19 protein-coding genes and 1 pseudogene are annotated in these 25,588 nt (G+C 73.5%); 4 read left to right on the forward strand and 16 right to left on the reverse strand.

The window, feature by feature from the left end; all coding sequences use genetic code 11:
- Nucleotides 1–23: 23 nt before the first annotated feature.
- The 5 genes from fxsT to ACGF5O_RS00305 all read right to left on the reverse strand — a co-directional run bounded on the left by fxsT (nucleotide 24) and on the right by ACGF5O_RS00305 (nucleotide 8,625).
- Nucleotides 24–3,953, reverse strand: a complete 3,930-nt coding sequence (fxsT, locus tag ACGF5O_RS00285) for an FxSxx-COOH system tetratricopeptide repeat protein (protein WP_393807683.1) — start codon at nucleotides 3,951–3,953, stop codon at nucleotides 24–26.
- Nucleotides 3,950–5,251: a TIR-like protein FxsC gene (locus ACGF5O_RS00290; RefSeq protein ID WP_393807684.1), complete on the reverse strand. Its 1,302-nt coding sequence runs from the start codon at nucleotides 5,249–5,251 to the stop codon at nucleotides 3,950–3,952. The genes fxsT and ACGF5O_RS00290 overlap by 4 nt, the downstream gene beginning before the upstream one ends.
- 113 nt (nucleotides 5,252–5,364) lie before the next feature.
- On the reverse strand, nucleotides 5,365–6,153 hold the full coding sequence (locus tag ACGF5O_RS00295) for an aminoglycoside N(3)-acetyltransferase (protein ID WP_393807685.1): 789 nt from the start codon (nucleotides 6,151–6,153) through the stop codon (nucleotides 5,365–5,367).
- A complete protein-coding gene (gene fxsBH, locus ACGF5O_RS00300; RefSeq protein ID WP_393807686.1) occupies nucleotides 6,150–8,300 on the reverse strand; it encodes a radical SAM/SPASM protein FxsBH, inactivated beta-hydroxylase extension form in 2,151 nt (716 codons plus the stop codon). The genes ACGF5O_RS00295 and fxsBH overlap by 4 nt, the downstream gene beginning before the upstream one ends.
- Nucleotides 8,301–8,460: 160 nt before the next feature.
- On the reverse strand, nucleotides 8,461–8,625 hold the full coding sequence (locus ACGF5O_RS00305) for a hypothetical protein (protein ID WP_362645855.1): 165 nt from the start codon (nucleotides 8,623–8,625) through the stop codon (nucleotides 8,461–8,463).
- A 188-nt stretch (nucleotides 8,626–8,813) separates the two neighbouring features.
- Between ACGF5O_RS00305 and ACGF5O_RS00310 the strand changes: the two genes are divergently transcribed.
- Nucleotides 8,814–9,728, forward strand: coding sequence for a DUF4231 domain-containing protein (locus ACGF5O_RS00310; protein ID WP_393807687.1), 915 nt, complete (start codon nucleotides 8,814–8,816; stop codon nucleotides 9,726–9,728).
- Between the two features lie 69 nt (nucleotides 9,729–9,797).
- Here ACGF5O_RS00310 and ACGF5O_RS00315 read toward each other — a convergent pair whose 3' ends face one another.
- The 5 genes from ACGF5O_RS00315 to ACGF5O_RS00335 all read right to left on the reverse strand — a co-directional run bounded on the left by ACGF5O_RS00315 (nucleotide 9,798) and on the right by ACGF5O_RS00335 (nucleotide 15,936).
- On the reverse strand, nucleotides 9,798–10,358 hold the full coding sequence (locus ACGF5O_RS00315) for a hypothetical protein (protein WP_393807688.1): 561 nt from the start codon (nucleotides 10,356–10,358) through the stop codon (nucleotides 9,798–9,800).
- Between the two features lie 135 nt (nucleotides 10,359–10,493).
- A complete protein-coding gene (locus ACGF5O_RS00320) occupies nucleotides 10,494–11,531 on the reverse strand; it encodes a rod shape-determining protein (protein WP_393807689.1) in 1,038 nt (345 codons plus the stop codon).
- A 277-nt stretch (nucleotides 11,532–11,808) separates the two neighbouring features.
- Nucleotides 11,809–13,194 (reverse strand): carboxyl transferase domain-containing protein, encoded by a 1,386-nt coding sequence (locus ACGF5O_RS00325; protein ID WP_393807690.1) that lies wholly within the window; start codon nucleotides 13,192–13,194, stop codon nucleotides 11,809–11,811.
- A 16-nt stretch (nucleotides 13,195–13,210) separates the two neighbouring features.
- Entirely contained in the window at nucleotides 13,211–14,692 is a 1,482-nt protein-coding gene (locus ACGF5O_RS00330) for an acyl-CoA synthetase (protein WP_393807691.1), read from the reverse strand.
- A 164-nt stretch (nucleotides 14,693–14,856) separates the two neighbouring features.
- Nucleotides 14,857–15,936 (reverse strand): MerR family transcriptional regulator, encoded by a 1,080-nt coding sequence (locus ACGF5O_RS00335; RefSeq protein ID WP_393807692.1) that lies wholly within the window; start codon nucleotides 15,934–15,936, stop codon nucleotides 14,857–14,859.
- Between the two features lie 134 nt (nucleotides 15,937–16,070).
- On the opposite strand from ACGF5O_RS00335, the gene ACGF5O_RS00340 reads away from it, so the two are divergent.
- On the forward strand, nucleotides 16,071–16,946 hold the full coding sequence (locus tag ACGF5O_RS00340; RefSeq protein WP_393807693.1) for a RimK family alpha-L-glutamate ligase: 876 nt from the start codon (nucleotides 16,071–16,073) through the stop codon (nucleotides 16,944–16,946).
- Here the strand turns inward: ACGF5O_RS00340 and ACGF5O_RS00345 are convergent.
- Nucleotides 16,924–17,526 (reverse strand): hypothetical protein, encoded by a 603-nt coding sequence (locus ACGF5O_RS00345; protein ID WP_393807694.1) that lies wholly within the window; start codon nucleotides 17,524–17,526, stop codon nucleotides 16,924–16,926. The genes ACGF5O_RS00340 and ACGF5O_RS00345 overlap by 23 nt on opposite strands.
- A gap of 131 nt (nucleotides 17,527–17,657) precedes the next feature.
- Between ACGF5O_RS00345 and ACGF5O_RS00350 the strand changes: the two genes are divergently transcribed.
- Both ACGF5O_RS00350 and ACGF5O_RS00355 read left to right on the forward strand, forming a co-directional pair.
- A complete protein-coding gene (locus tag ACGF5O_RS00350) occupies nucleotides 17,658–18,431 on the forward strand; it encodes an IclR family transcriptional regulator (protein ID WP_393807695.1) in 774 nt (257 codons plus the stop codon).
- The gene (locus ACGF5O_RS00355; RefSeq protein ID WP_393807696.1) at nucleotides 18,428–19,288 is read left to right on the forward strand and encodes an SMP-30/gluconolactonase/LRE family protein; all 861 of its coding nucleotides are present in this window, start codon (nucleotides 18,428–18,430) and stop codon (nucleotides 19,286–19,288) included. The genes ACGF5O_RS00350 and ACGF5O_RS00355 overlap by 4 nt, the downstream gene beginning before the upstream one ends.
- A gap of 133 nt (nucleotides 19,289–19,421) precedes the next feature.
- Here ACGF5O_RS00355 and ACGF5O_RS00360 read toward each other — a convergent pair whose 3' ends face one another.
- From ACGF5O_RS00360 to ACGF5O_RS00380, 5 genes and pseudogenes are all read right to left on the reverse strand, one after another.
- A complete protein-coding gene (locus ACGF5O_RS00360; RefSeq protein WP_393807697.1) occupies nucleotides 19,422–20,825 on the reverse strand; it encodes an NAD(P)/FAD-dependent oxidoreductase in 1,404 nt (467 codons plus the stop codon).
- 74 nt (nucleotides 20,826–20,899) lie between these two features.
- Nucleotides 20,900–22,075, reverse strand: coding sequence for an MAB_1171c family putative transporter (locus ACGF5O_RS00365; protein WP_393807698.1), 1,176 nt, complete (start codon nucleotides 22,073–22,075; stop codon nucleotides 20,900–20,902).
- The gene (locus ACGF5O_RS00370; protein WP_393807699.1) at nucleotides 22,072–23,247 is read right to left on the reverse strand and encodes an MAB_1171c family putative transporter; all 1,176 of its coding nucleotides are present in this window, start codon (nucleotides 23,245–23,247) and stop codon (nucleotides 22,072–22,074) included. The genes ACGF5O_RS00365 and ACGF5O_RS00370 overlap by 4 nt, the downstream gene beginning before the upstream one ends.
- Nucleotides 23,244–23,825: a toxin gene (locus ACGF5O_RS00375; RefSeq protein WP_393807700.1), complete on the reverse strand. Its 582-nt coding sequence runs from the start codon at nucleotides 23,823–23,825 to the stop codon at nucleotides 23,244–23,246. Before ACGF5O_RS00375 ends, ACGF5O_RS00370 begins: the two co-directional genes overlap by 4 nt.
- 404 nt (nucleotides 23,826–24,229) lie before the next feature.
- Nucleotides 24,230–25,426 (reverse strand): annotated as a pseudogene (locus ACGF5O_RS00380) (MAB_1171c family putative transporter); the annotation flags it as partial.
- Nucleotides 25,427–25,588: the final 162 nt, after the last annotated feature.

The raw sequence follows: 25,588 nt of genomic DNA on the forward strand, positions 1-25,588 counted from the left end.
GCCGTGCCGCCCGCCGTGCGCGGTCACACGGCGAGCGGCTCCAGGTCCCGGTACACCCTGCGTTCCTCCAGCGCGAAGCGGGTGATGCCGTTGTGCTCGCCGAGTTGCCGGCGCAGCCCCTTCAGCCTGCCGATCGCCTCGTCGCGCAGCGCGCGGGCCTCGTCCAGGCGGCCCAGGGCGGTCAGGGTGAGCGCGCTGTTGCTGACCACGGCGAGGGTTTCGGGATGCTGGGCGCCGAGGTCGGCGCGGAGCGCGTCGGTGCTGTGCCGCTCCCGCTCCCAGGCCTTCTCCGGGCGGCCGGTCTCGGCGAGCACGATCGCGTAGTTGGCGGAGCAGAACTGGGTGTGCGGGTGGTGGGCGCCGAGTACGTCGGTCATGCGGTCCAGCACCTTCAGGAACACCTCCTCGGCCTGCTCGCTGTCACCGCAGCCCCAGTGGAAGACGGCGAGGTTGTTCATCGCGGCCTGGGTGTAGGGGTGGGCCTCGCCCGGCTTCTTCACGTACTCGGCGAGCACCTTCTGGGCGACGTCGCGCGCGCCCTCCCGGTCCTCGGCCGCGAACAGGTCCGCGGCGCGGTTCAGTTCGCAGGCGAGGAAGTCCGGGGTGGAGGCCGTGTACTGCGCCCGGTACTGGTCCAGGGTCGCGGAGGTCAGCCGCCGGGCGTCCTCCAGCTGGCCCGCCCTGCGCAGCGACACCGCGAGCGACTTCGCGCACCGCAGGGTGCCGGGGAAGTCCTTGCCGAGCACGCGCTTGTGCTGGTCGTAGGCCGTGGACAGCACGGCCACCGACGCGGTGTACTCGCCGACCTCGCGCAGGTCGCGGCCGAGGTTCTCGGCGGACGAGAGCGTGTAGATGTGGTCGGCGCCGTGCACCTCCGTGCGGCGGGCGAAGGTGACGTCGTCGATCTGCCGGGCGTCCCGGTACCTGCCGACCATGCGCAGGGCCAGGGCGAGGTTGTTGGCCGCGTTCAGGGTGCGCGGGTGGGTCTCGTAGAAGAGCTCGCTGAAGCCGTCGTGCGCCTCTTTCGCCAGCTCCACCGCCTTGGTGTACTCGCCGAGCGCCGCGAGGTCGCTGGACAGGCCGGAGGTGGTGATGAAGGTGTGCGGGTGCCGGTTGCCGAGCAGCCGCCGCTGCCGGGCGAGCACGTCGTCGTCCACCTTCCGCGCCTCGACGTACAGCCCCTGGGAGCGCAGCACGTTGGCGAGCTGGCAGCGCAGGTACAGGTACTGCTCGTCGTCCTCGCCGAGGGGTTGCCTCCAGTGGTCGAGGAGTTCCTCGGCGAGCCGCTGCGCGCGCGGGAACTCGCCGCGCTTCCACAGGTAGCGGACGCGGTCGATGAGCAGCCGGCGCGGCTCCGACTCGGTGCAGTTGCGGAGGTCGGAGGCGGCCAGATGCGGCCAGATGATGTCGAACTGCGGCCAGCTCTCGCGGTTGTCGGTGGGCTCGTCGCCCTTGGGACGGGCTCCTCTGAGGATCCTGTGCACCGCGTGCCGGGTGGTGCGCCGCTCGTCCTCCGACATCTGGGAGCGGATCACCGCCTGCACGAGCCGGTGCACCTGGATCGAGCGGGTGATCTGGTCGACCTTGGCGAGGGCGAGCTGGCCGATCTCCCGCACCAGCTGACCGATCAGCAGGCTCTCCGGCACGTCGAGGGCGAGGAGCATCTGGTCGCTCTCGTAGAGCAGTTCGGAGGAGATCGGTTCGGCGGCCAGGAACGCGCACAGCTGGAGCAGCCGGACCGCGGCGGGCGAACGCTCCTTCAGCCGCTCGATCGAGATGTTCCAGGTGGCGGCGACCGTGTCGGGGTAGTCGGCGGGCTGGTTGAGCCCCATCACCGCGGCCGTCTCCTCGGTGAGGCGGCGCAGGTACTCGGCCGTCGGCATGGCGGTCTCGGCCAGCCAGGCCCCGGCCTGCTCCACCGCGAGCGGCAGGTCGCCCACGGCGACCGCGACCTGGTCGGCCTCCGCCGGGCTGAGCCCCGGGGCGCGCCGGGACAGGTGCTCGACGCTCTCCTGCCGCTGGAAGACGTCGACCGGCAGCGTCTCTCCCTTGTCCGACCACGACTGGTTCCGCGAGGTGACGAGGATGTGCCCGCCGCCGGTGGCCGGCATGTAGTCGGCGAGGTCCTCCGGGTCGTCGGCGTTGTCGAAGACCAGGATCCACCGCTTGGTGGGGTTGCCCCGGGACAGCATGCGGACGGTTTCCTTGCTGGCCAGCGCCATGTCCTCGCCGCCGGGCGCGCCGATCCGGGAGCCGAGTTCGGCGAGCGTGGACACCACGTTGTCGATGTTCTCGGCCGGCACCCACCACACCAGGTCGTAGTCGGCGCTGAACCGGTGCACGTACTCCAGCGCGATCTGCGTCTTGCCGACCCCGCCCATCCCGAACAGCGCCTGGTGCTGCGGCAGTACGGCGGTCATGCCGCTGCGCAGCTGCTCGCGCACCTTTTCGAGGATGTAACCGCGGCCGGTGAAGGTGCTGTTGCGCTGCGGCACGTTCCAGTGGTCCGGTGCGTGGCCGGGGAACCGGGGCGCCGCCGGTCCGCCCTTCGGTACCTGTCCGGGCAGTTCGAGCGCGCCGAGCAACTCGTTCTCGCAGCCGGCCTCGTCGAGACCGTGCAGTTCGACGAGGTCGGACCGGTGCTGGTACGAGTCCGGCGGCTGGACCTCGTCCACCCGTACCGACAGCAGCGATCCGGACAGCCCGTCACCGCCGGCGGACGGGTTCGGCAGGCTCCCGGTGTGCCGGGAACCGTACAGTGCCCTGGACCACAGGAGCAGGACCCGGGTGCCGGGGTCGGGGCTCTCGGGCGGCCCGGCGGCCAGGTCGTGCAGCGTGACGGTGCAGCCCGCCCGCTTCAGCAGCGACTCGATCCAGTCGGCCCACATCCGGTTCTCCGCCGCGTACACGACCTCCACCCGCGCCCCGTTGGCCTGCGGCCGGCGCCGGATGAACGCGTCCCGGCTGCGCAGCCGCACCGGTTCCGGGATCTGCGGCAGCGCGGTGACCTCGTCGTCGGTCACGGCCGCGGTGAGCCGTTCGAAGGCGGCCAGCAGCGACTTGGGGTCGCCCTTCTTGTCACCGACGACGGCGAGGGTCTCCTCGTACGCGTAGTACGGCTTGTACGGTATTTCGACGCTGCCCCAGTAGGCGGTGACCTCGTCGGCGCTCAGCCGCTCGCCGTTCGGCCCCTTCGGCAGCCCGGCGAACTTCAGCCGGGCCACCGCGCGGCCCGCCTCGACCTTGTCCTTCTCGCCGTCGTCGACACGCATGGGTACGGGCAGCACCCGGATCCGCCGCTTGCGGTGCTCGTCGGCGACGCTGTGCGCGACCTCGGCGGCGCCGTCGATGGACTGGTCGCTGAGGGTGAAGCAGTCCACGAGGAGGTCGGGCATCTGGAGGGTGCAGATGTCCGCGGTGTCCGACAGGCCGGTGCGCGAGTCGATCAGGACGTAGTCGTACAGCCCTTTCATGTTGTCGCGCAGTGCCTCCAGGAACATGCCGCCGTTGAGGCGGTCGTAGAAGTTGTCCCATTCCAGGGAGGAGGCGGTGCCGGTGTAGGCGCGGAACTGGCGGCCCGCGGAGAGGAAGTCGAGCGAGCCGCCGTGCTCGAAGGCGAGTCCCTGGCGTTCCGGGGAGAGCGAGACGGCGTGCTCCTCCACGTCCGCGAACTCCAGGTGCCACGGCCCCGGGCGGCTGACTCCGTCGGTGGCCGCCCAGGCGTAGTCCTGGAGGATGTTGAGGACGCCGCCGGTGGCGGTGAGCACGTTGGGGTCCAGGAACGGATGGAAGAAACGATCCAGCCCAGGGGCTTCCAGGTCCCAGTCCACGGCGAGGACCCGTTTGCCGTTGGCGGCGAGGATCCACGCCGTGTTGGCCAGCGCCATCGTCCGGCCGGTGCCGCCCTTGTACGAGTAGAAGGTGATGATGCGTCCGTCCCTTGCGGCCGTCATGCCTCTCCTCCGGGGTCGTCTCCCGCGTCCGGGCCGGACGGCAGGTAGGGGTCCGCCAGACGGGGTCTGGGGAAGTGCGGGCCCGGCGGCAGTCGGACCTCCGCGTTCTTCAGGAACTGCCGGGTCGTGTAGGCCACGACCTCGGGCAGCACCTTGGTGAAGGACTTGAGCGTGGGCACGCCGTTGACGGCGGTCCGGGTGTCGCCGCGCCGGGCCCGCTCCAGGATGCCCGGCATCGCCCGCTCCAGCTCCTCGGCCAGCCGGCGCCCCTCCTGCCCGTGGTTCTGCAGGTCCGCCCGGCATCTCGGCACGATCGCGCTCACCCACGGGCGGGCGTACGCGTCGAACGTCTTCAGCCTGCTCCGGCGCTCCTCGTCGCTCAGCGCCCACTGGTCCACGAGCAGGATGCCGGGCTGCCGCTCGCCGGATCCGCGCGGCTCCTCGACGGGGTTCTCGTCGTCGAAGGCGGCGACGGTCACCCGGTAGTCCAGCGAGCGGATCAGTTCCTCGGCGTGTGTGGACAGCGCGCGGGCCGACTCGGTGTGGTACGGGTTCCAGTCCAGCGCGTCGTCGCCGTACGGCCGGGCGTCGCGGTGCTGCGGGACGGAGTCCTCGGTGGGGGCGGCCACGGTGAGCCGGATGTGCCGGGGGCCGGCGCCGCGCGGTTTGAAGGCGCTCGGGGTGCTCTCGTAGTCCCGGGGGCGGCCGGGCGGCAGCCGGGCCTCGCGGGCCGCCTGCACGATGCGCTCGGCGAGCCCGAACACGGTCTCGTCGTACTCGTCGCGCAGCCGGCTGAGCTTGATCAGCCCGTAGATCCCGTTGTTGAGGTACCGCCCGCCCGACGACGCGTCCTCGATGTGCATGTGCCGTACCGAGTCCGGGAGTTCGCGCATGTCGACGCGCGTCCACAGGGCGGGCACGATGGCCGAGGCGGTGGCCGTCCCGCTGGTCCTGGCGTTCAGCATCCGCTCGTGGAACGCGTACCACTCGCGTCCGCACATCTCGCTGGAGAAGTAGCGCGGCGAGAAGAGCGGCACGAACACCCGGCAGACGGCGAGGTTCTCGCTCAGCTTCTCCGGCCAGCCCTCCCCGGAGCGCATCTCCCGGTCCATGAAGCCGGGCGGTGAACCCGCGGGCAGGTCGGTGAGGGCCACGATGTGACTGCACAGGTCGTTGAAGAGGACCCGCACCCAGTGGTCCGGGTCGCCGCTGTCCGGGCCCCACTGCGGGGTGTGGGCGTACGACAGGAAGAAATAGGGCCGGTTGTCCGGAACCCGATCCTGCACCCGTTCCCCCATGTCCGCACGTCCCCCTGCCCGTCGGCAAGCCGCTGGACCGCCCCCGTAGCCGGTGCGTGCCTCCGCCGGACTCAACAATGTGCCCGACGGACGCCGTTTCCGGTTCACTGTTTTCAGGCCAAAGCACGACGATATCGAGACATCTGCCCCTTGGCGTGGTCCACCACGTCCCGGATACGGCAGAGCACCACCGCCCGCGACGCCCACTCGGCCACGGTGCGCATCCCGTCCGGCAGCCGGGAGCCGATCTCCCCGAAGTCGCTGTCGTCCAGGGCGAGATCCCGGTACTCGACCCAGTTCCCCTTGTCGCCCACCACGCACCGGTACGTGCGCCGGGGCGGCCTGGGACGCGTGAGGTACTCGGCGTAGTGGAACGCGCTGCACACCTCGAACCCGACCCGCAGCAGCAGGATCTGGGCGTCGGCGGCGTACAGCCGCGCCATCGGGGAGCGCCGGCCCAGGTGGTTGCGGAGTGCGTGCCCGCGCAGCAACGTGGCTGCCCCGGGCCCGAGTCCGGCGAAGGAGGTCTGCGGATGCGCGCTGCGCACCGCACCGGGCGTCGACCGTACGCACTCGGCGAGCGCCCCCATCGTCGGGCACCCGGTGGCGTCCGGCTCGAACGGCGGCATCGACCGGCGGTACGCGGCCGCCTCGGCCTCGCTCAGGCCCGCGACGGCCTGCCGGTAGGCGCGGGAGGTGTCGGAGTTCTCGGGCGTGAACGCGGGCACGATCAGGGTGCCCGCGGGGCCGAGCGCGGCCAGCAGCTCGTCCCGGACCGGTTCCGGGGCGGCCCCGGTGCCGCCCAGCGAGGCGTGCACCATCAGCACCCCGCCCCGCCGGACGCCCAACGAGCGCAGTAAGCCGCCCAGTTCCGCTTCCGCCGACTGCGCCACCTCGGTCATGGTCCCTCGCAGACACTCGACCACTGCGACCACATGCGGGCCACCAACACGGCCCCGGTCGACGTCAGTTCGGACTCCGGCAGCAGGGTGAGGGCGGTGAGCGCGGCTGCCGCCTCCTCGTGCGCCCGGCGCCCCAGCCCGTCGTCCGCCCGGTCCAGCAGGGCGCCGGCCGGGCTGCCCGGCCGGTGCAGGTCGGCCGTCTCGCGCAACGCGGTGAGACGGGCCCGGCGGCCGATGCGCGGGAGTTCCCGGGCGAACTCCTCGGGGGTCACGTCGACCGCCACGCCCAGCGCCCCGAACCCGTGGCTGCCGAGGGCCAGACCGCTGCCCGCCGCCAGCGGGGTGAGGACGGTGGGCCGGAACGCCTCCGGGTCGGAGTGCCGGTCCGACGCGTCCTTGGCCAGCAACTCGTAGGCCCGGGCCATCCGTTCGGCGAACTCGCCGCACTCGAGCGGCGGGGCGACAGGGAACGGGTAGCAGTCGCGGTAGGGGTCGGCGTCGTCGACCAGCGGGCCGTCCTGGACCGGCAGCCGGTCGGCGGGGCGCCAGCGCGCGGAGACGGGGACCTCGTCCAGGCGCACCCAGCTCCCGGCGGACCCGCGGTCCTCGCGGACCCGGAAGGCGTCCGGCGCCACGGTGACCTCGACGCGGCCGGCGGCGGCCAGGCGGTAGGTGCCCCAGGTCGGCAGGTGCAGCCGGGTGCCGGGCTGGTCCCAGGAGAGCGTGGCCGGTGCCCCCGCCCGCAGGGCCGCGGCGGCGGCCAGCGACATGAACCGGGCCGTGTCGGCGGGGCCGCGCAGCGAGCGCTGGAGGCTGGTGCGCACATACGGGTGGGCGAGCACCGCGTCGAGCTGCGGGGAGCTTTCGGCGCCGGCGTCCAGGGCCAGCAGCAGCCGCCAGGCGTCCGCCCAGTCCGGCTCCGACGCCAGGTGCTCCTGCGTCCTGCGCAGCAGTACCCGGTCCAACTCCAGCTGAGCCCAGGAGAGTTGGGCCGAGCCCAGGACCGCGGGCGAGAACCTGCGGTCGGTCACCCGGTCGGCGACTCCCTCGACCAGGGAGCGCAGGTCGCCGCAGAAGACACTGGGGTTGTCGAAGCCGTTCGCCGAGCTGTACCGGTGCCCGTACAGGCCGCCGCCGCAGGACCGCACCACCGGGCAGCTCCGGCAGGTGTCGCTCAGTCCGTCGACCCCCTGCTGCCTGGCCTGCACACCGGGGTGCGCGGCGAACTCCGCGAAACCGTGCCGGAAGACGTCGTAGCCCGTCTCCGGGGCGCCCGCGTAGGCGGTCTTCAGCCAGTCGGCCTGCTCGAAGGTGCCGTCCGTCTCGATCACGGCGAGGTCGCTGGGCGCCAGCCCGAGCGCCTCGGTCAGGGGCGGTCCGCCGCGCAGCGTGCTGAGCACCGAGTCGAAGGTCCGCACCGGCATCGGGCGGCCCTGCCGCTCCCAGCGGTCGAAGACCGCGAGCAGCCAGTCGGCGTACGGGGTCGGTGTGCCGGCCGGGTTGGGCGGCGGGCTGTCCCAGGTGGAGTGCGGGAGCAGGTAGTCGATCCGCGGCGGGGCCAGCTCGGTGAGGGCGTCGTGCACGGCGACCGGGTCGTTCGCCACGTCCACCGTGCACAGCACTCCGCTGAACAGGTGGCGGTACTCGGGTTCCTGGAGCAGCCGGATGCCGCGGACCACGCGGTCGTGGCTGCTGCGGCCCCTGCGGTCCAGCCGGTGCCGGTCGTTGGCCGCGCGGTCGCCGTCGAGCGACACGCTGACCCGGACCCCGAACTCCCGGCAGACGTCCAGGTGCCGCCGGTTCAGGGTGACCGCGTTGGTGTGCATGCGCAGGTCGAGCGCGGTCAGCGGGGAGAGCGCGCGGGTGAGTTCCGCGCAGATGTCCCGCAGCCGGGCCGGGCCGACCAGCAGCGGTTCGCCGCCGTGCAGGATCACCGAGACGGAGTCGAGGGCCCGGGACTCCACGTGCTCGGCCAGCCGGGCGGCGACGGCGCGCACGGTCTCCGGACGGATGAAGGTCGGGCGGGACCGCCAGCTCTGGTCGGCGTGCTGGTACACGTAACAGTGGTCACAGAGCAGATCACACCTGCTGTGGATCTTGAGGACCAGCTGTCTCAGAGGTGGGTCGTCGGGCGACTGGCTCGTCACTGGAGAAAGTTTGGCACGCTTCCCACTCCCGGGGTGGCCCAAACAGTATTACTGCGAGAAACATTGACGCCTCGTCGGCGCATCGACGTGGGCACGGGCGGCGCGGGCGAGCGCCGGCGCACCCACGTCCGGGTGCTGTTTCGCGCGTCCTCGCCGCTGCTCAGGCCGCCGAGTTGAACGTGATCGACCGGCTCGCGTGGTGGTCGGGAACGTCGATCACGCGACCCGCGTCGCGCGACACGGAGGCCTCGTACGGGTCGATGTCCGCCAGGCGGGTGTGCCGGGGGGCCGGCGCGGGGGCGAGGGAGTGCGTCGCGTTGGGCATGATGTTTCGTCGCTCCGGTTCGGGTGCGCGGAACCGAGACTGGTCCCGATGGTGCGGACCCTATACCAGGAATGCCCCGCGAACCTCTTGTGCACGGGGCTGCTTTCCCCACTCATTGTGTTCTTAGGCCATTTTGTCGGGGGCGCGCAAGGGCCTTCAAAGGCGCGCAGGGCATTCGGGGGGCGTTCATGGGGGCCGCTACCACTCCGGTACCGGGCACGACACTGGGCGAACAGGACCTGCCGCCGCTGTTCCAGGTGAGTGACCAGTGGGCGTTACGCCATCAGAGCGACTCGTTCCGTGCGGTGCGTACGCACCTGATCCTGCTGCTCCTGGCCACCACGGCCGCCGTCCTGACCGAACAGGCGTCGGGTCACGTCATGACGGTGCTCGCCGCCGTGCTCTACGGGCTGACGATAGCCCTCGGCCTGAGCACCTCGCGCCGCCGGTCCCGTGCCCACTGGCAGGCGCACCGGGCCGTCGCCGAGCTGCTCAAGTCGCTGGCCTGGGAGTACATGGTGCACGGCGGCTCCCTGCACTCCCATGTCGCCGACCCGGACGCGGTGTTCGCCGAGCGCCTGGAGCAACGCCTGCACGAGCTGCGCAAATGCGGCTGGGAGGACTCCCGCGACCCCGGGGAGCGGGGGAAGGGGCAGATCACCCCGCGGATGCGCGCGGAGCGGGCCAAGTCCTACGCGGCCCGCCGCGACCTCTACCTGCGCGACCGGCTCCTGGAGCAGGCGGTCTGGTACAAGAACCGGGCCGCCCGCGCGCACCGCGCCGCCGCCCGCTGGTCCTCCGTCACCGCGGCGCTGACCCTGTTCGCCCTCGCCGCCGCCCTGCTGCGGACCGTCGGCCTGCTCGGCGGCGCCGACCTCGCGGGGCTGCTCAGCGCGGCCGCCGCGGCGGGTGTCGCCTGGCAGGAGGTACGCCGGCACGGCCCGTTGACGCAGGCCCACTCCCTCATCGAACAGGATCTGGAGACCGCCCGGATCGCCATGAACACGACGGTGACGGAGGCGGGCTGGGCCGAGGCGGTGGGGGAGACGGAGCGCCTGATGTCCCCGGCGCACACGGAGTGGCTGGTGCGCTTCGGCAGCTGAGGCCGCCTGACGCCCTCGCACGCCCCTCCTGTCGCCCCACACGCCCGCGTCCTGGCGAGCGGGCCCGCGTCAGTCCCGCCGCACCCCCGCCTCCCACAGCACCGTCACCGGCACGCCCTTGCGCCGCGCGTAGGCCACCACGTCGCCGGTGCCGCCGAGGCCGCGCGCCGGGCGGCCGTCCCAGACGGCGATCAGGTGGTCGGAGTGGTCCACGACCCAGCAGCCCGCCGCGAAGTACGCCTGCTCGTGCGTCGGCTGGACGGGCAGGTCGACGCGGGCCGTGCAGGACCGCAGGAGTCTGCGGTACGCGGTCCGGGTCGCCTCGTCGCCCAGGTGGGCCTCGTAGTCCATGCCCGGGATGACGGCCGTCACCGGGACGCCGTGGGCCAGGGCGATGTCCGCGAACAGCTGGTCGGCGCCGGCCGCGAGGCAGCTCAGGGCCTCCCACGCCACGTCGCTGCGGCTGAATCGACGGCGCAGGGCGGAGCGGACGAGGGGCAGGACGGACGGCGGGATCGCACGGTGCCCGGTCACGCCGACGCGGGTGACCGCGAGGTGGGTGACGGCGGGGCGGGGGACCGGGGCCGCCTCGGCGAGGTACCCGGTGAACATGGCGATATCGGCTGTCACGGAACGTCCCCTCCCGTCACCATCGGTAAGTCCACCCTAATCGAGGGGCGGCAAGGCGCGCAGGGGGCGCGTCGACTCACGTCGGTGCCCGGGCGCGGGGCGGCGAGGGGCGGCGCGAGGGGGCGGGGCGGGTGTTCAGGCGGCCAGCGGGTCGAGCACCAGCGGCTCGATCCGGCCCTCCAGCATCGCCCCGACGCCCTGCACGGCGCACACGTCCGGCCGCTCCGCGATGTGCACCGGCATGCCGGTGGCCTCCCGCAGCAACTGGTCGAAGCCGGGCAGCAGCGCCGAGCCACCCACCATGATCATGCCCCGGTCGGCGAGATCCGCGACCAGGTCGGGCGGGCAGTCCCGGAGCACCTTGCCGATGCCGTCCAGGACGGACATGAGGGGCGTCTGGATGGCCTCCCGGACGGCGGCGGTGTCGACCCGCACGCTCCGGGCCAGCCCGGTGACCACGTCCCGCCCGTGGATCTCGGCGGAGGCCGGGCCGTAGGGGGTGAGGCCGTTGCCGTCCAGGGCCAGTTCGAGGGGGCGCAGCGACTGGTTCGGCAGCATCAGCGCGTGCTCGTGCCGCAGGTGCTGCACGATCGCGTTGTCCACGGCCTCCCCGCCGACGGGCATCCGTTCGGCGCACACGATCGACCCGAGGGAGAGCACGGCGACCTGCGTCGCGGCGGCCCCGCAGACGAGGATCATGCTCGCTTCCGGCCGCTCGACCGGCAGCCCGCAGCCCACCGCCGCGGCGATCAGGGTGTCGACCAGCTCCACCCGTCGCGCCCCCAGCCCCACCAGCGTCTCGATGGTCGCCCGCTGGGCCAGCGGGTCGGCGTCGTGCGGGGTGCAGGCCGCCGCCCGCAGCCGGGGCTTGCGGCGCAGCGAACGGCGGATCTTGTCGCCCAGCAGGTTGCGCAGCATGCGCTGGGCCATCTCGATGTCGACGACGGTTCCGCCGGAGACGGGCCGGACGACACGGATGTAGTCGGGGGTACGGCCCGTCATCTTCTCCGCGAACTCGCCGACCGCGATCAGGGAGCCGGTACGCGTGTTCATCGCGGCGACGGAAGGCTGGTCGACGACCAGGCCCATGCCCTTCACGTACACCCGGGTGCGGGCGGCCCCCATATCGACGGCGAAATGGCAGCGGCGCAACTGCTCCAGGCTGACGGTCACGGCAGATCCTCCCGGTGCGCTGGCCGTGTGGGGTGACACCGCCGGACGGCGGCCTGCTTCGCATCCTCCGGGGGATCGGAGCGGCGCGCCTGCGGGGAGGGGCCGGGCGGGGCGCGGCTGAACGGGGGGTTTCGGGCCGCACAGGGCCTGACCGGCCGCCCGGCAGGTCAGGCGGACCGGCCGCCCGGCAGGTCAGGCGGGCGGTACGGGCTCGGGAGGCCGACCGGGCGGGCGGTGCGGGCCCGCAAGGTCAGCCGGGCGGTGCGGGCCCGAGAGGTCAGCCGGGCGGCAGGGGCGTGGTGGAGCCGGTCGTGGCGTGGCCCACGATGCCCCGGACCACCCCCAGCTCCACCAGGTCCTGGGGCCGGATGCGCAGCTGCGCGGCGGTGGCCTCGGTCTCCCGTGGGGGACGTTTCAGGATCGCCGCCGCCAGCTCCGGGGCGATGACGGAGAAGTAGCTGTCCGGGGTGGCCCACGTGTTGCCCGGTGCGGCCAGGGCGAGCGCGCCGCCCGAGCCGCCCTCCCCGACGACGAGGGTGGTGATCGGCGTCCGGGCCGCCGCGACCTCCCCGAACAGCTCCGCGATGGCGGCGCCCGCGCCCTGCCGTTCCGCCTCGGCGTCGTTGGCGGCGCCCGGGGTGTCGACGAGGGTCAGCACGGGGATCCCCAGCCGGTCCGCGAGCCTTATCAGGCGGGCGGCGGTGCGGTACCCGGCGGGCCTGGTCGCCGTCCCGGTCTGCGCGGCGAAGGCGACCGTACGGCCGTCCCGCTCGCCGAACCCGCACAGCATCCCGGCCGGATCCGCCCCGCCGCACCGGTCGCCGGACAGGGCGACCCGGCGGGCGAAGTACGCGTCCAGGTAGGCCTCGGCGCGCGGGCGGTGCGGGGCGCGGGCGCGCCGGACGGCCGCCCAGCCGGTGGCGGGCAGCGCGTCGGCGCCGAGGGCGAGCGGCGGGTCGGCGGGTATCGGGGCGGGCGCGGTCAGCAGCCGCAGCCACAGCCCGAGCGTCTCCTTCAGCTGCGCCAGGGGCACCACGGCGTCCACCGCCCCGGCCGCGAGCTGCGCCTCCGCCGTGTACGCGGCCGGGTCGGCGTCCGGCGGGCGGACCCGGGAGCCGGCGAAGCCCACCTGGGCGCCGGGCAGCGCCAGGATCACGTCGGCGCCGGCGCCGAGGGTGGCCCAGCCGCCGCCGGTCGTCGGGTCGCGCAGGACCGCGACCTGCGCCAGCCCCGCCTCCCGGGTGAGCGCCGACTGGCGGGCCACCCGCTGGAGCTGGGACAGGGCGAGCATGCCCTCCTGCATCCGGCTGCCGCCGGTGGCGACCAGCGGCACGACCGGGAGCCGGTGGGCGCGGGCGTGGACGTAGGCCGCCTCCAGCAGGTCGCCGGTCCGCTCGCCGAGCGAGCCGCCGAGGAAGCCGAACTCGAAGGCGATCAGCACGGCCGCCGTGCCCCCGACGCGGGCGGTGCCGACGACGACGGACTCCTCCTCGCCGGTGCGCTCGGCGGCGCGGGCGCGCGAGGCGTCGTAGCCCTGCCAGCCGAGCGGTCCGTCGGGCGGTGACCGCCGCGCCGGGTGCGGGAGTTCGGCGAAGCTGCCGGGGTCGGTGACGAGGCCGAGGACGTGGCGGGCCGAGAGCCGCCCGGGCGTGGGCTCAGGCATCGGCTCGGGCATCGGCTCAGGCACCGAGGGCCCGCTTCATGATCTTCCCCATGTCGTTGCGGGGGAGGGCGTCCAGGTAGTGGACGACGCGGGGCCGCTTGTGCGGGGCGAGCCGTCCGGCGACATGGTCCGCCAACTCCTGGGCCGACGGCGGCGACTGGGGGTCCGCCGGTACGACCCAGGCAACGATCCGCTCGCCCAGGTCCGCGTCCGGTTCCCCGGTGACCGCGGCCTCCCGCACCCCGGGATGTTCGAGCAGCGCGTTCTCGATCTCACCGGCCCCGATCTTGTAACCCCCGCTCTTGATCAGGTCGGTGGCCTTCCGCCCCACGATCCGCACGTAGCCGTCCGGCTCGCGCACCGCCATGTCGCCGGTGCGGAACCAGCCGTCGGCGGTGAAGGCGGCGGCGGTGGCGTCGGGCCGGTTGAGGTACTCGGTGAACAGGTTCGGGCCGCGCACCTGGATCTCGCCGACGGTCTCCCCGTCGTACGCCGCGATCGGCGTCCCGTCCTCCTCCACCAGCCGCAGCTCCACGCCCGGCAGCGGCACCCCCACGGTCCCCGCCCGCGCCTCCCCGTCGGCGCGCACGCTGGTGTTCATCAGGGTCTCCGTCATGCCGTACCGCTCGACGACCCGCCGCCCGGTCGCCGCCGCGATCCGCTCGTGGTCGTGGACGGGCAGCGCGGCCGAGCCGGAGACCAGCAGCCGGGCCCGGCCGAGCGCCTTCGCCAGTGCGGGGTCGGCGGGCAGCGCCTCGGCGATGCGGTGGTACATGGTCGGGACGCCGAAGAACATGGTCGCGCCGTCGGTCAGTTCGCGCGCGACCCCGTCGGTGTCGAACCGCCCGAGGTGCCGGACCGAGCCGCCGCGCCGCAGTGGCCCGAGGACGCCCAGCACCAGCCCGTGCACATGGAACAGCGGCAGCCCGTGCACGAGGACGTCCTCCCCGGTCCACTGCCAGGCGTCGGCGAGCGCGTCCAGGGTGGCGGCGAGCGCCCGGCGCGGGATGACGGCGCCCTTGGGCGGCCCGGTGGTCCCTGACGTGTAGACGACGAGGGCCGGGTCGGACTCGGCGGTACGGTCCTCGGGCAGCGGACCCACGGCCGCCGCGTCGACGTCGATCCGCTCCAACCCGCCGAGCGCGTCAGGGAGTTCGGCGCCGGGCGCGGCCAGTACGGCGGACGGTGCACTGTCGGCGAGGATGTGCGCGAGTTCCTTCTCGCCCGACTTCGGGTTGAGCGGTACGGCCGCCCGACCGGCCAGCAGGGTCCCGACGACGGCCACCGCCGTCTCCAGCTCCGGCGTCGCCCACACCGCGACCCGCTCGGCGCCCCGGACCCGGCAGGCGACGGCCCCGGCCGCGGCGGCGAGCTGCCCGTACGTCAGCGACCGCGCCCCGAACCGCAGGGCGACCTTCCCCCGGACTTCGTCCGGGGGGACCCCCATCTCGCTGCGCTCGCCCGGACCGTCCACCAGAGCCGGAAACAGAAACGACACGCGACGACTCCTCACCGTCCGGAACCTCGACAGCCTCTTCCTACACCAGCCATCCCCCGCCGAGGGCGTCCCACTCGCGCACCGCACCACGACGTTGATCACATTGCCGGGCCCGTGGGCCGGGGAGACCGGTTCGGGTCCGGCTCTCCCCGGCCTCCTGCCTCCTATCCGACCGGGACGGGTGGGCCGGCAGGTGGGACGACGTCGGCCACGACTGCGCTCGCGTTGTCGGTGCCGCCCGCCTCGTTGGCCGCGTCGACCAGGACCCGGACCGCGTCATCCGGCTCGCCCTCGCCCAGCAGCTCCCGGATCCGCTCGTCGGGGACCGCCCTGGTCAGCCCGTCCGAGCAGACCAGGTAGCGGTCGCCGGCCCGGGGCTCGTGCAGTTTCAGGTCCGGGGTGTCGGCGGCGCCGCCCGGCAGGGCCTTCGCCAGCAGCATGCGCTGCGGATGGCTCTCGGCCTCCTCCGGCGTCAGCCGGCCCTCGTCGATCAGCGTCTGCACCACACTGTGGTCGTGCGTGATCCGGAACAGCTCCCCGTCCCGCAGCAGATACGCGCGCGAGTCCCCGATGTGCACGAGGGCCAGCCGGGACCCGGTCCACAGCAGCGCGGTGAGCGTCGTCCCCACGTCCGCGCTCCCCTCCGCCACCCCCTGTACGGCCTCGGCCGCCGAACGCACCGCGTCCTCCAGGAGGTTCAGCACGTTGCCCGAGGAAAGCTCGGCCGCCTCCAGGGGCTTGAGCGCGGCCACGGCGACCGCACTGGCCGTCGCCCCGGCCGGCCCGCATCCGTCGGCGACGGCCAGCAGCCGGCGCCCCGCGTACGCGGTGTCCTGGTTGGACGGCCTGACGTGCCCCCGGTCCGAGCGGGCGGCATAACGCAGTTCCAGCATCGTCGTCGTTTCCCTTCTCGACTCTCCTGACAGGTGGTCGACGAGGAACACGGCCAGGTCCCGCCGTACGGCGGTCTCCGCCTCGACGCGGGCCCAGTACGCCCGCACCTCCCGGGCGGCCGACGCAGGCGGCAGCGCGCACACCTCGCGGATCCGCGCCAGCGGCATGCCCAGTCGCCGCAGCCAGGCCACCAGCCGGGCGCGTTCCAGCTGCGCGGCGGCGTAGTACCGGTAGCCGGTCTCCGGGTCGACCCGGGCGGGCCGCAGCAGGTCCAGCTCGTCGTACAGCCGCAACGCCTTCGGCGACAGCCGGCACGCCTTCGCGAAGGCCCCGATGGTCAGCCATTCCATACCGGCTCCGCCTCCAGTTCCCCGACGTCCGCCATCGATGCTGGGGCTTCACCGAAGGGGAAGGTCAACAGCCTTCCCGGGTTAGCCTGCCGGAGGAAGGAACGCAGTCGCCGACGACCAAGGGAGCCTCCGCCGTGCCTCGCATAGCCCTCGCCACCTACGACCCCGGCACGGAACCCGGCAAGGACCAGGACCTGCCGGTGCTGCTGCGGGCGCTGGCCGACGCGGGGGCCGAGGCCGTCGCCCGGGCGTGGGACGACCCGGGGACGGAGTGGGGCCGCTACGACCTGGTCGTCATCCGCTCCACCTGGGACTACGCCTGGCGGACGGACGAGTTCCTGCCGTGGGTGGAGCGGGTGGGGAAGGCGACCCGGATCGCGAACCCGCCCGAGGTGGTGCGGTGGAACACCGACAAGCGGTACCTCGGTGACCTCGCGGCGGCCGGTGTGCCCGTCGTCCCGACCCGGTACCTGGCCCCCGGCGACCCGGCCGCCGAACTCCCCGCCGACCGCGACTTCGTGGTCAAGCCCACCTTCGGCGCCGGCGCCCGGTTCGCCGCCCGCTACACGCCCGCCGAGCACGGGACGGCCGTACGGCACCTGGCCCGGATGCACGAGGAGGGGCTGACCGCGATGGTCCAGCCGTACGTCGCCGGGATCGACGTCAGCGGCGAGCGGGCGCTGCAGTTCTTCGGCGGGCGGCTGCTGCACGCCAGCCGCAAGCGGGCCGTGCTCACGCCGGGCACGGCGTACGACGCGGACAAGGTCGCCCACCCGGACCTGGAGGTCTGGACCCCGACTCCGGCCGAACTCGCGGTGGCGGAGCGCGCGTTGGCCGCCGTACCGGACGCGCCCGAGCTGCTGTACGCCCGGGTGGACCTGGTCGACGGCGCGGACGGGCAGCCGCAGGTGATGGAGCTGGAGCTGGTCGAGCCGAACCTGTTCCTGTTCCTGCACCCGGGATCGGTGGCCGCGGTGACCGAGGCGGTCATCGGCGCGGCTCGTCGATGACCGCGGTGCGTTGCAGCAGCCCCCAGGTGAACTCGGCGACCACCTGACGGCCGTCGGGCACCTTGAAGGTGAGGCCCCAGCGCGTGGGTGCTGTGCCCTCCAGGGGGCGGGCCGGGGCGAAGGCGCGGGCGGCCTCGTCGACCGTGCAGGACCAGGGGGTGAGGTCGTCGTACGTCTCCAGTCTCGGCGCCGGGACGTCGGGGGCGCGGACCAGCCATTCGTTCCAGGCCGCGCCGCCGGGGCCGACCATGACCTCGAAGCGGAGGGTGGGCCAGAGGGGGAGCGGCCACTGCCAGGCCGCGCACTCCAGGTCGCCGACGGTGCGCTTGGTCTCCCACTCGGGCGGGCCGAGGACCGAGCGGTAGCGGGCCGCGGCCGTGCGGGACCGGGGCGAGCGGGCCATCGCCTGCCAGCGCTTGTTGGCCTCCCGCATGTCCGCGATCGACGCGCCCAGCGTGCGCCGGGCGTCCTCCACCAGGTCCGGGTTGTGGTCGGCCATGCGCCGCAGCAGCACCAGCTGGAAGTCCAGTTCCATGCCACCCATGGTGCACGTGCGTGTACCCGGCTGGTTCCCGGCCATTGCCCACGGAATCCCCGATGGCTAGCCTGTGTTCGTCATGCCGATCGCCTGTTGATATCTCGAACGGCTCCGCAGCTGAGACGCGCGCCGCACCGATATCCGGCGCCTAGACCCAAGGGAGGGGGCCGGACGTGGGACGCCTCGTGCCTGCCGTGACCCGGGCTCTCGACATTCTTGAGCTCTTTCTGGACGGGGACGGGACCCTCTCCGCCCCCGACATAGTCCGCAAACTCCAGCTGCCGCGGACCACCGTGCACGAGCTGGTGACCACGCTCTCCGCCCGGTCGTACATCGTCCCCGTACCCGGACAGCCCGGACGCTACCGGCTCGGCGTCCGGCCGTACCAGCTCGGCAGCCGGTACGCCGAACAGCTCGACCTCGCCGCCGAGGGCCAGCAGGTCGCCCGGTCCGTCGCCGAGACCTGCGACGAGACCGTGCACGTGGCGATCCTCGAAGGCACCGACGTCATCTACATCGCCAAGGTCGACTCCACGCACGCGGTCCGCATGGTCTCCGCCGCCGGCCGCCGGCTGCCCGCCCACTGCACCTCCGTCGGCAAGATGCTGCTGGCCTCACTGCCGGAGCCGGAGCTGACCGCGCGGATCCCGGACGGCGCCGACCTCGTCGCGATGACCCCGAACAGCATCACCGAGCCGGACGCCCTGCGCGAGGCCCTCACGGAGATCCGCGCGCGCGGCATCGCCGTGGAGAGCCGCGAGTCCAACCCGGACGTCTCCTGCGTCGCCGCACCGGTCCGCGACCGCACCGGCCAGGTCGTCGCGGCGCTGTCCATCTCCGTCCCGATGATCCGCTGGAGCGACGAGCGCCGCGACGAGCTGGAGCAGCTCGCGGCCAAGGGCGCCGCCGAACTCTCCGAGCGCCTCGGCCACCGGAGCGTGGCATGACGACGGTGACGACGACGGCGTACGAGGTCGCGGTCGCCGCGGAGGCGACCCTCGGCGAGGGCCCCACCTGGGACCCGGCGACCGGCCGCCTGATATGGATCGACGTCCTCGGCTCCCGGATCCACACCTACGACCCGGCCGGCGGCCACCGCACGATCCGCACCACCGACCAGCACGTCGGCGCGGTCAAGCCGCGCACCGGCGGCGGCCTGGTCCTCAACCTCCGGGACGGCGTCGGCCTCCTCGACCCCGACGGCACGTTCCGCTGGCTGCACCGCGAGCCGGTCCCGGGCCGCCGCGCCAACGACGCGGCCGTCTCCCCCGACGGCTCGCTGTGGGCCGGCACGATGCGCTACGACGAGGCGACCGGGGGCGGCACGCTCACCCGGGTGGCACCCGACGGCACGGCGACGACGCTGCTGCCGGACGTCACGGTCAGCAACGGCATCGGCTGGAGCCCGGACGGCCGCCGCGTCTACTACGTCGACACGCCGACCCGCCGGGTGGACGTCTTCGACCACGCCGACGGACTCCCCGCAGGCCGCCGCCCGTTCGTGACGATCGAGGAGGAGGCCGGTTTCCCGGACGGCCTGACGGTCGACGCGGACGGCTGTGTGTGGGTGGCGCTGTGGGGTGGGGGAGCGGTGCGGCGTTACACGCCCGACGGCGAACTGGACCGCGTCATCGCCCTGCCCGCCACGCTCACGACGGCCTGCGCGTTCGGCGGCGCCGACCTGACCGACCTCTACGTCACCACGGCCCGGGTCGGCCTGGACCGCCCGCACCCGACGGCGGGCTCCCTCCTGGTGATCCCGGGCGCGGGCAGGGGCCTGCCCCAACCGGCTTTCCAAGGCTGAACGCCCCTTTTTTCAGGGGCGCGGGTAACTGCGCGACCGGCCACGACGGCGCCGCGGATGGCCGACTGCCTTTCGCCTGCGGGCCCGTGGGGGCTGGCCGCGCAGTTCCCCGCGCCCCTGACGGGGCGCTCGGCTACGGGGCGCTCAGCTGGTCCAGGATCTTTTGCTCTGCCGGAGTCAGCGGCGGGCCCGAAAGCGGAGGCAGCAGCGGGCCGTTGAGCGCGGCCAGGATCGCGGTGGGGCGCAGCAGCCGTGACGGGCCCGTCTCCAGGCTGCTCACGTCCCACAGGGCCGCCGCCGCCTGGTAGGAACCCGTGGCCGCCTTCAGCAGGCGGCGCGAGTAGCGGGTGACCAGGCGGTCCGCCGCGCTCGGCTCGCCGCCGCGGGTTTCGGGGTACCAGACGTCCTGGCCCACCGCCGTGGCCCAGGCGCCCTCCACGACGCCGGCGACCCCGCGCTGCACGCGGCGGGACAGGCCGGAGGCGGCGAGGCCGGCCCGGTCCAGTTCACGGGAGAGGCTACGGGCGCCCTGTGCCGCCACCGACATGCCCTGTCCGTAGGCCGGGTTGAAGGTGGCCAGGGCGTCACCGAGGACGACGAGGCCCTCCGGCCAGGTGCGGGCCTTCTCCAGATAGCGGCGGGCGTTGTGCGTGCTGTGGCTGGTGTGGATGTCGGTCAGGGGTTCGGCGCCGGAGACGAGGCGGCCGAGGATGGGGTCCGGCAGCTTGCGGATGTACTCCAGGAAGCCCTCCGGGTCGGACGGCGGTTCGCCGCCCCGGGTGCCGGCCAGGCTGACCATCCAGCGGTCGCCCTCGATGGGCAGGACCATGCCGCTGCGGCCCGGCCGGGACGCGTACGGGTCGGCGTGCAGCACCGTGAGCGGGAAGTGCTCGGCGCCTTCGGGCCTGCGGTAGATCCGGGTCGCGTTGACGAGCCCGGAGTCGACGGTCCGTTCGGGTATGCCGGTCATCCCGAACGCCTCCAGCCAGCGCACGACGCGCGAGCCGCGACCGCCGGCGTCGACCACGAAGTCGGCGTCGAGCACCGTCTCCTCGTCGGTGGTCGAGGCCTTCGAGGAGATGCGCACGCCCGTCACGCGGTGCGCGGTGCCGGTCAGGGACAGGGCCTGTGCCGTGCGGATCTCGGTCTTGGTGTGGGCGAGCACCTCCGTGCGGACCACCCAGTCCAGCAGCGCTCGGCTACAGGTGATCACCAGGGGGCCGTCGTGCCGCCAGCGGTGCATCCAGCCCTCGGGCGTCAGCGCCAGCATGCCCGAGCCGAGGGATATCTCGTGGGCGCCGGCGGAGAGCAGCCGCTCGCGCATGCTCACGCCGGGCAGGAGGTCCTCCATGGCGGCCAGACCGCCGGACATCAGCAGATGGGCGTGGCGGCCCTGCGGGAGACCCCTGCGGTGCTCGGGCCCGTCGGGCAGTTCGTCCCGGTCCAGTACGACCACTTCGTCCACGTGGCCGGACAGCGCGGCAGCGGCCAGCATGCCGGCCAGTCCGGCACCGATGACGACAGCTCTCCGCGGCATGGGGCTCCTTGTGTCCGGTCAGGGGTGTGCAGTCAGGGGGTGTGTGCAGTCAGGGGTGCAGCCAGGGACGGGGGTCACCCCGGGGTGGCCCTCACCGTACCTTCCGGCACCGTGGCGGTGAGGCGTGACCGGGTGAGCGCGCGCGCCAGTTCGACCAGCCCGCCGGTGCCGGCCACCTCGGTGGCGTAGAGCCGGTATGTGCTCGGGGCGGTGCGGGGCTCCTCGTGGGCGGCGGCGCGGCGGGCCGCGTCGCTCACCATGGCGGCCTCGGCCGCGACACGGGCCTCGTGGGCGGAGCGGCCCTCGTGCAGGGCGGTGTCCCGGGCGCGCTCGCGCACCCCGTCGTCGAAGTAGGGGGCCAGCGCCAACAGGCCGTCGTGGATGGAGACCTCGCGCCAGTGCAGGCGTACCCGGGGCGGCTGCCAGACGGCGATGGGCGGCTTCGGCGCGAGGGAGGCGAACCGCACCTCCGACCACAACGGGCCGAGGCCGCGCAGGTCGTCGAGGTCCCGTCGGCAGGACTGGGCCACCGGCAGCAGCCTCGGCAGGACGAAGCCCACGGAACACGTCAGGGCGCCCAGCGAGGCCATCGGCGGGGCGACGGAGGTGGACAGGAAGTCGAGGTCGTGACCGGACCAACGGGCCGCCAGTGCCGTGTACTTGGCGAGCTGGAAGCCCACCACGTCCAGCAGGATCCCGATCAGGATCAGCCGCAGCCCGGTCCTGAGCAGACCGGTCACCTCACGGCCCCAGGTGACGCACACGGCGCACATCACCAGAGTGGCCGCGCTGTGCCCGAGCAGGTAGAGCACGATCAACTCGCGCATGTACGGCGTGTTCGCGTAGTACGTGTCGAGGTCGGTGAGCCGCTCGACCCTCGGGCCGGCCAGCGTGAACAGCACGACGATGGCGGCGATCAGCGCGCCGTAGGCGGCCATGCTGCGCAGCACCAGCCGGCGGATCCGGGCCGGGGGCCCGCCCCGCCAGTTGATCAGCAGGACGAGCAGGGAGCAGCTGTACGCCGAGAGCATGCCGTAGGTGAGGGGGGCGCCGAAGTTCGCGATGCCCGTGAGGCGGTTGACGGCGGACAGGGTCAGCGGGGCCGAGCAGACGAAGACCAGGGCGCCCAGGACGATCGAGGCGCAGGTCGACACGGTCAGCGGGCTGCGCGGGGCCGTGAGGGGTCTGCGGAGCAGGACGACGCAGGAGAGCCCGAAGACGGCGCCCGCGACGTACACCACGAGGCTCATGCCCGGGTACTCCCTTCCGTCGCACCGGTGCGGAGCCGGGCGTCCGCGACGAGCGGGGACAGCGCCAGGGCGTCGGCCACCCGGACGAGCAGCGCGGGGGCGGGGGTCCGGTCCGCGAACCAGTCCGGTTCCCCGGCGGGCGCGGGCCGGTCGCGCTCCTCCGTCACGGCCGCGGCGATCACCGCCGCCCACGCGGTGGCCTCGGCCCACTCCGGGTCGTCCGTGGTCCGCGCCGCGGTCTCCAACGTCCTTTCGTACAGGGCCCGGTCGAAGAACGCGTCCAGGTGGCCGAGCGCGTTGTGGATGCTCGTCTGGCGCCACACCAGCCGGGTGGCGGAGGAGGACCAGCGCGGCCGGGGCAGCCGCAGCGCGCGCCGGGTGAGGAGTTCGTCCAGCTCCCGTTCCAGCGGTTCGAGGCGGGCGAAGGTCCGCCGTGCCCGCCACCGCTGCGTCAGCCGGGGCCCGGTCAGCGGGGTCAGCACGCCGACGACGGTCAGCAGCGCGCTGACCCCGGCGGCGGCAGGTGACACCGTCGTGCTGACCCACGACCAGTCGAGGCCGCACCAGCGGGCGACCACGGCGGCGAGCTTGGGCAGGCTGTACCCGGAGCCGCACAGCGAGCCGATGCCCAGGACGACCAGGCCCGCCCGCAGCCAGCCGTGCACCTGCCGGGCCCAGCGCAGCGAGGAGACCGCGGTGACGCTGACGGCGGCGAGGTGCCCGGCCAGGTACAGGACGATCATCTCGGCGATGAACGGGGTGGTCGCGTAGTAGGTGTCCAGGTCGGTGCGGCGCTCCACGGGCGTGTCGCCCAGCGCGAACATCGCCGCGATGCCGACGAGGACGAAGGCGTAGCCCACGATCCAGCGGCGGGCCGTGCGGTGCACATGGGGTCCGCCGCGCCAGTAGACGATCAGGACCTGCGAGGAGGCGCTGTACGCGGTGATCGACGCGTAGGTCAGCGGGGCGGCGAGGTTCGGGACGCCGCTGAGGCGGTTGACCGCTCCGACGGTGGGCGGTGCCCCGAGGAAGAAGCAGGTGCCGGCCAGGCCCAGCACCACGCAGATGACGCGCAGGTAGGGGTCGCGCCAGTGGTGGACCAGGTCGGGGGCCTTCACCAGCAGGCCCAGCCACAGCAGACCGCAGCTGACGTAGTTGATCAGGCCGTTCATCTTCCCGGTCCGTCTCCTGATCTGTTTCCTGGTCCGCTTCCCGGACCGCCGCTCGTGCCGCGGTAGTTGAGGGCGGCGCCTATGCGTCCGGCGAGGCCCTGGTCGCCGTCCCCGGCCGCCGCGCCGTCCCGGGCGGCGGAGTCCGCGGCGGCCTCCAGCCAGGGGCGCAGCCGTCCGCTCATCAACATGCCGAAGCGGTCGGCCTCCTGCTCGTCGGCGAGACTGAAGTCGGTCCGCGCGGCGACGGGTCGGGGGTTGCCGTCGGCGGCCGACGCGGGCGAGGAGTGGGCGTCGCGCTGGTGCATGTGCCACACCTCGTGGCAGAAGATCACGATCTGGTGCCAGACGGCGGCCCGCTTGTCGACGACGATGACGTCGTACGTCTCGCCCTCCAGCCACAGCCCGCTCGCCGTGTGGGGCGGGAACACCTCGCGCCGGACGACGACGTCACGTCCCCGCCAGCGGCGGACGGAGTCGACCAGTGCGTCGAACAGGGCCTCGGGGTCGGCGGGGACCGGAACGCGCATGGGATCGACGAGGGTGCCGGCGAACCGGCGCATCTCCTTCTTCGTGCGCACCGCTGCAATATGCCAGGCCATACGCCGCCTCAGCCACCTCACCGTCGACGCGGCAGGAAGGAACCGGCCGCCTCCGCCGAACGGACTGCCTCCGCCGAACCGGCCGCCTCCGTCGAACGGGCTGCCTCCGTCGAACGAGCCGCCTTCGCCGAACGGGCTGCCTCCGCCGAACGGACTGCCTCCGCCGAACCGGCCGCCTCCGTCGAACGGGCTGTCTTCGTCGAACGAGCCGCCTCCGTCGAACGGGCTGCCTCCGCCGAACGGACTGCCTCCGCCGAACCGGCCGCCTCCGTCGAACGGGCTGTCTTCGCCGAACGAGCCGCCTCCGTCGAACGGGCTGCCTCCGCCGAACCGGCCGCCTTCGCCGAACCGGCCGCCTCCGCCGTGCCGGCCTCCTTCGGCCGTGCCGGGCCCGCCGCCATGCGTACGGCGTCGAGTACGTCGGGGTGGCGCAGCTCCCGTGAGACCGCCCCGATCTCCTGGAGCAGCTCCGTCATGTCGGGGCGGCTCGCCGTCGCGCCGTCCGGCTGGGCGGAGCGCCCTCCGTCGGGTCCCCCGTCGGCCAGGGCATCCTGGATCGCCACCGCCGCGGCGAGCGCCCTCGCCCGGGCCGGCGGGTACCCCAGCCGCAGCGCCGCCCGGTACACCCGGGCGCGCAGCTCGTCGTCGAGGTGCCGGTCGAGTGGCAGCAGCACGTCGCGGATGTACGTCTCCCGTCGGACCAGGCGCAGTTCGGGGGTGGCGCGCGGCAGCAGGGGGAGGCCGTCGCCGTGGGCGGTCCGCAGCAGCCGGTACAGCGGCCGCAGTTCGCGGTGGGCGAGCCGCAGGCGTCGGCGGTCGTCCAGGTACTGGCCGGCGTGCGGCAGGATGAAGCCGACGGCGATCAGGATGGCGGACAGACAGGCCACGGGCGGGGCGACGTCCGTGCTGAGCCGGTCCAGGTCGTGCCCGGTCCAACGGGCCGCCACAGCGGTGAACTTGGCGAGGTCGAAGACGAGGTTCAGGCCGTAGCCGACCCCCAGGAACCTCAGCCCGCAGCGCAGCCGGGCGCCGAGGCCGTCGGTGCGGACCCAGTTCCACACGAGCCACGAGGTGATCGCCACGGCCACCGTGTGGGCGAGCAGGTAGAGCAGGATCTCCTCGCGCATGAACGGCGTGTCGGCGTAGTACGTGTCGAGGTCCCGCAGCCGTTCCACGGGCACGTCCGCGAGGGCGAACAGCACCCACAGCGCCACGATCACGCCCGAGTAGACGGAGATCACCCAGCGCCTGGCGCGCCGGGTCGCGGCCGAGCGGTCGGCCGGGCCGCCCCGCCAGGCGATGATCAGTAACAGCCCCGAGGCGCTGAACGCCGTCAGCAGCGAGTAGACCCAGGGTGCCGAGATGTTGGGCACGCCCGTGACCCGGTTGGTCCAGGCGATCGTGGACGGTGTCACGGACACGAACACGGCGCAGGCGAGCAGCAGCAGCCCGCCGACCGCGCGAAGCAGCGGGTCGCGCCAGAGCCGGAGGAGGGTCGGCAGCCTGAGCACGAGGGCGGCGACGAGGATCGCGGTGGGGATCCACACGAAGGACGTGTACAGCTCGCCGAGGAAGGTCATCACCACGTCGTACGCTCCCCCTTTCCCCGCCGTCCGCCGCCGCCCGCCGCGCAGCCGGTCCGAGGTTACGCGCCCGGAACTGGCGGCGTCAGTCCTCCGGCGGCCGTCCTGGGACCGGGAACGACCGCTGTGTCCGGAAAACGCCGTCGGGGGAGCGCGGAG

The organism is Streptomyces sp. NPDC048291, assembly GCF_043201715.1.
In the GTDB taxonomy this organism is placed as follows: Bacteria; Actinomycetota; Actinomycetes; order Streptomycetales; family Streptomycetaceae; genus Streptomyces.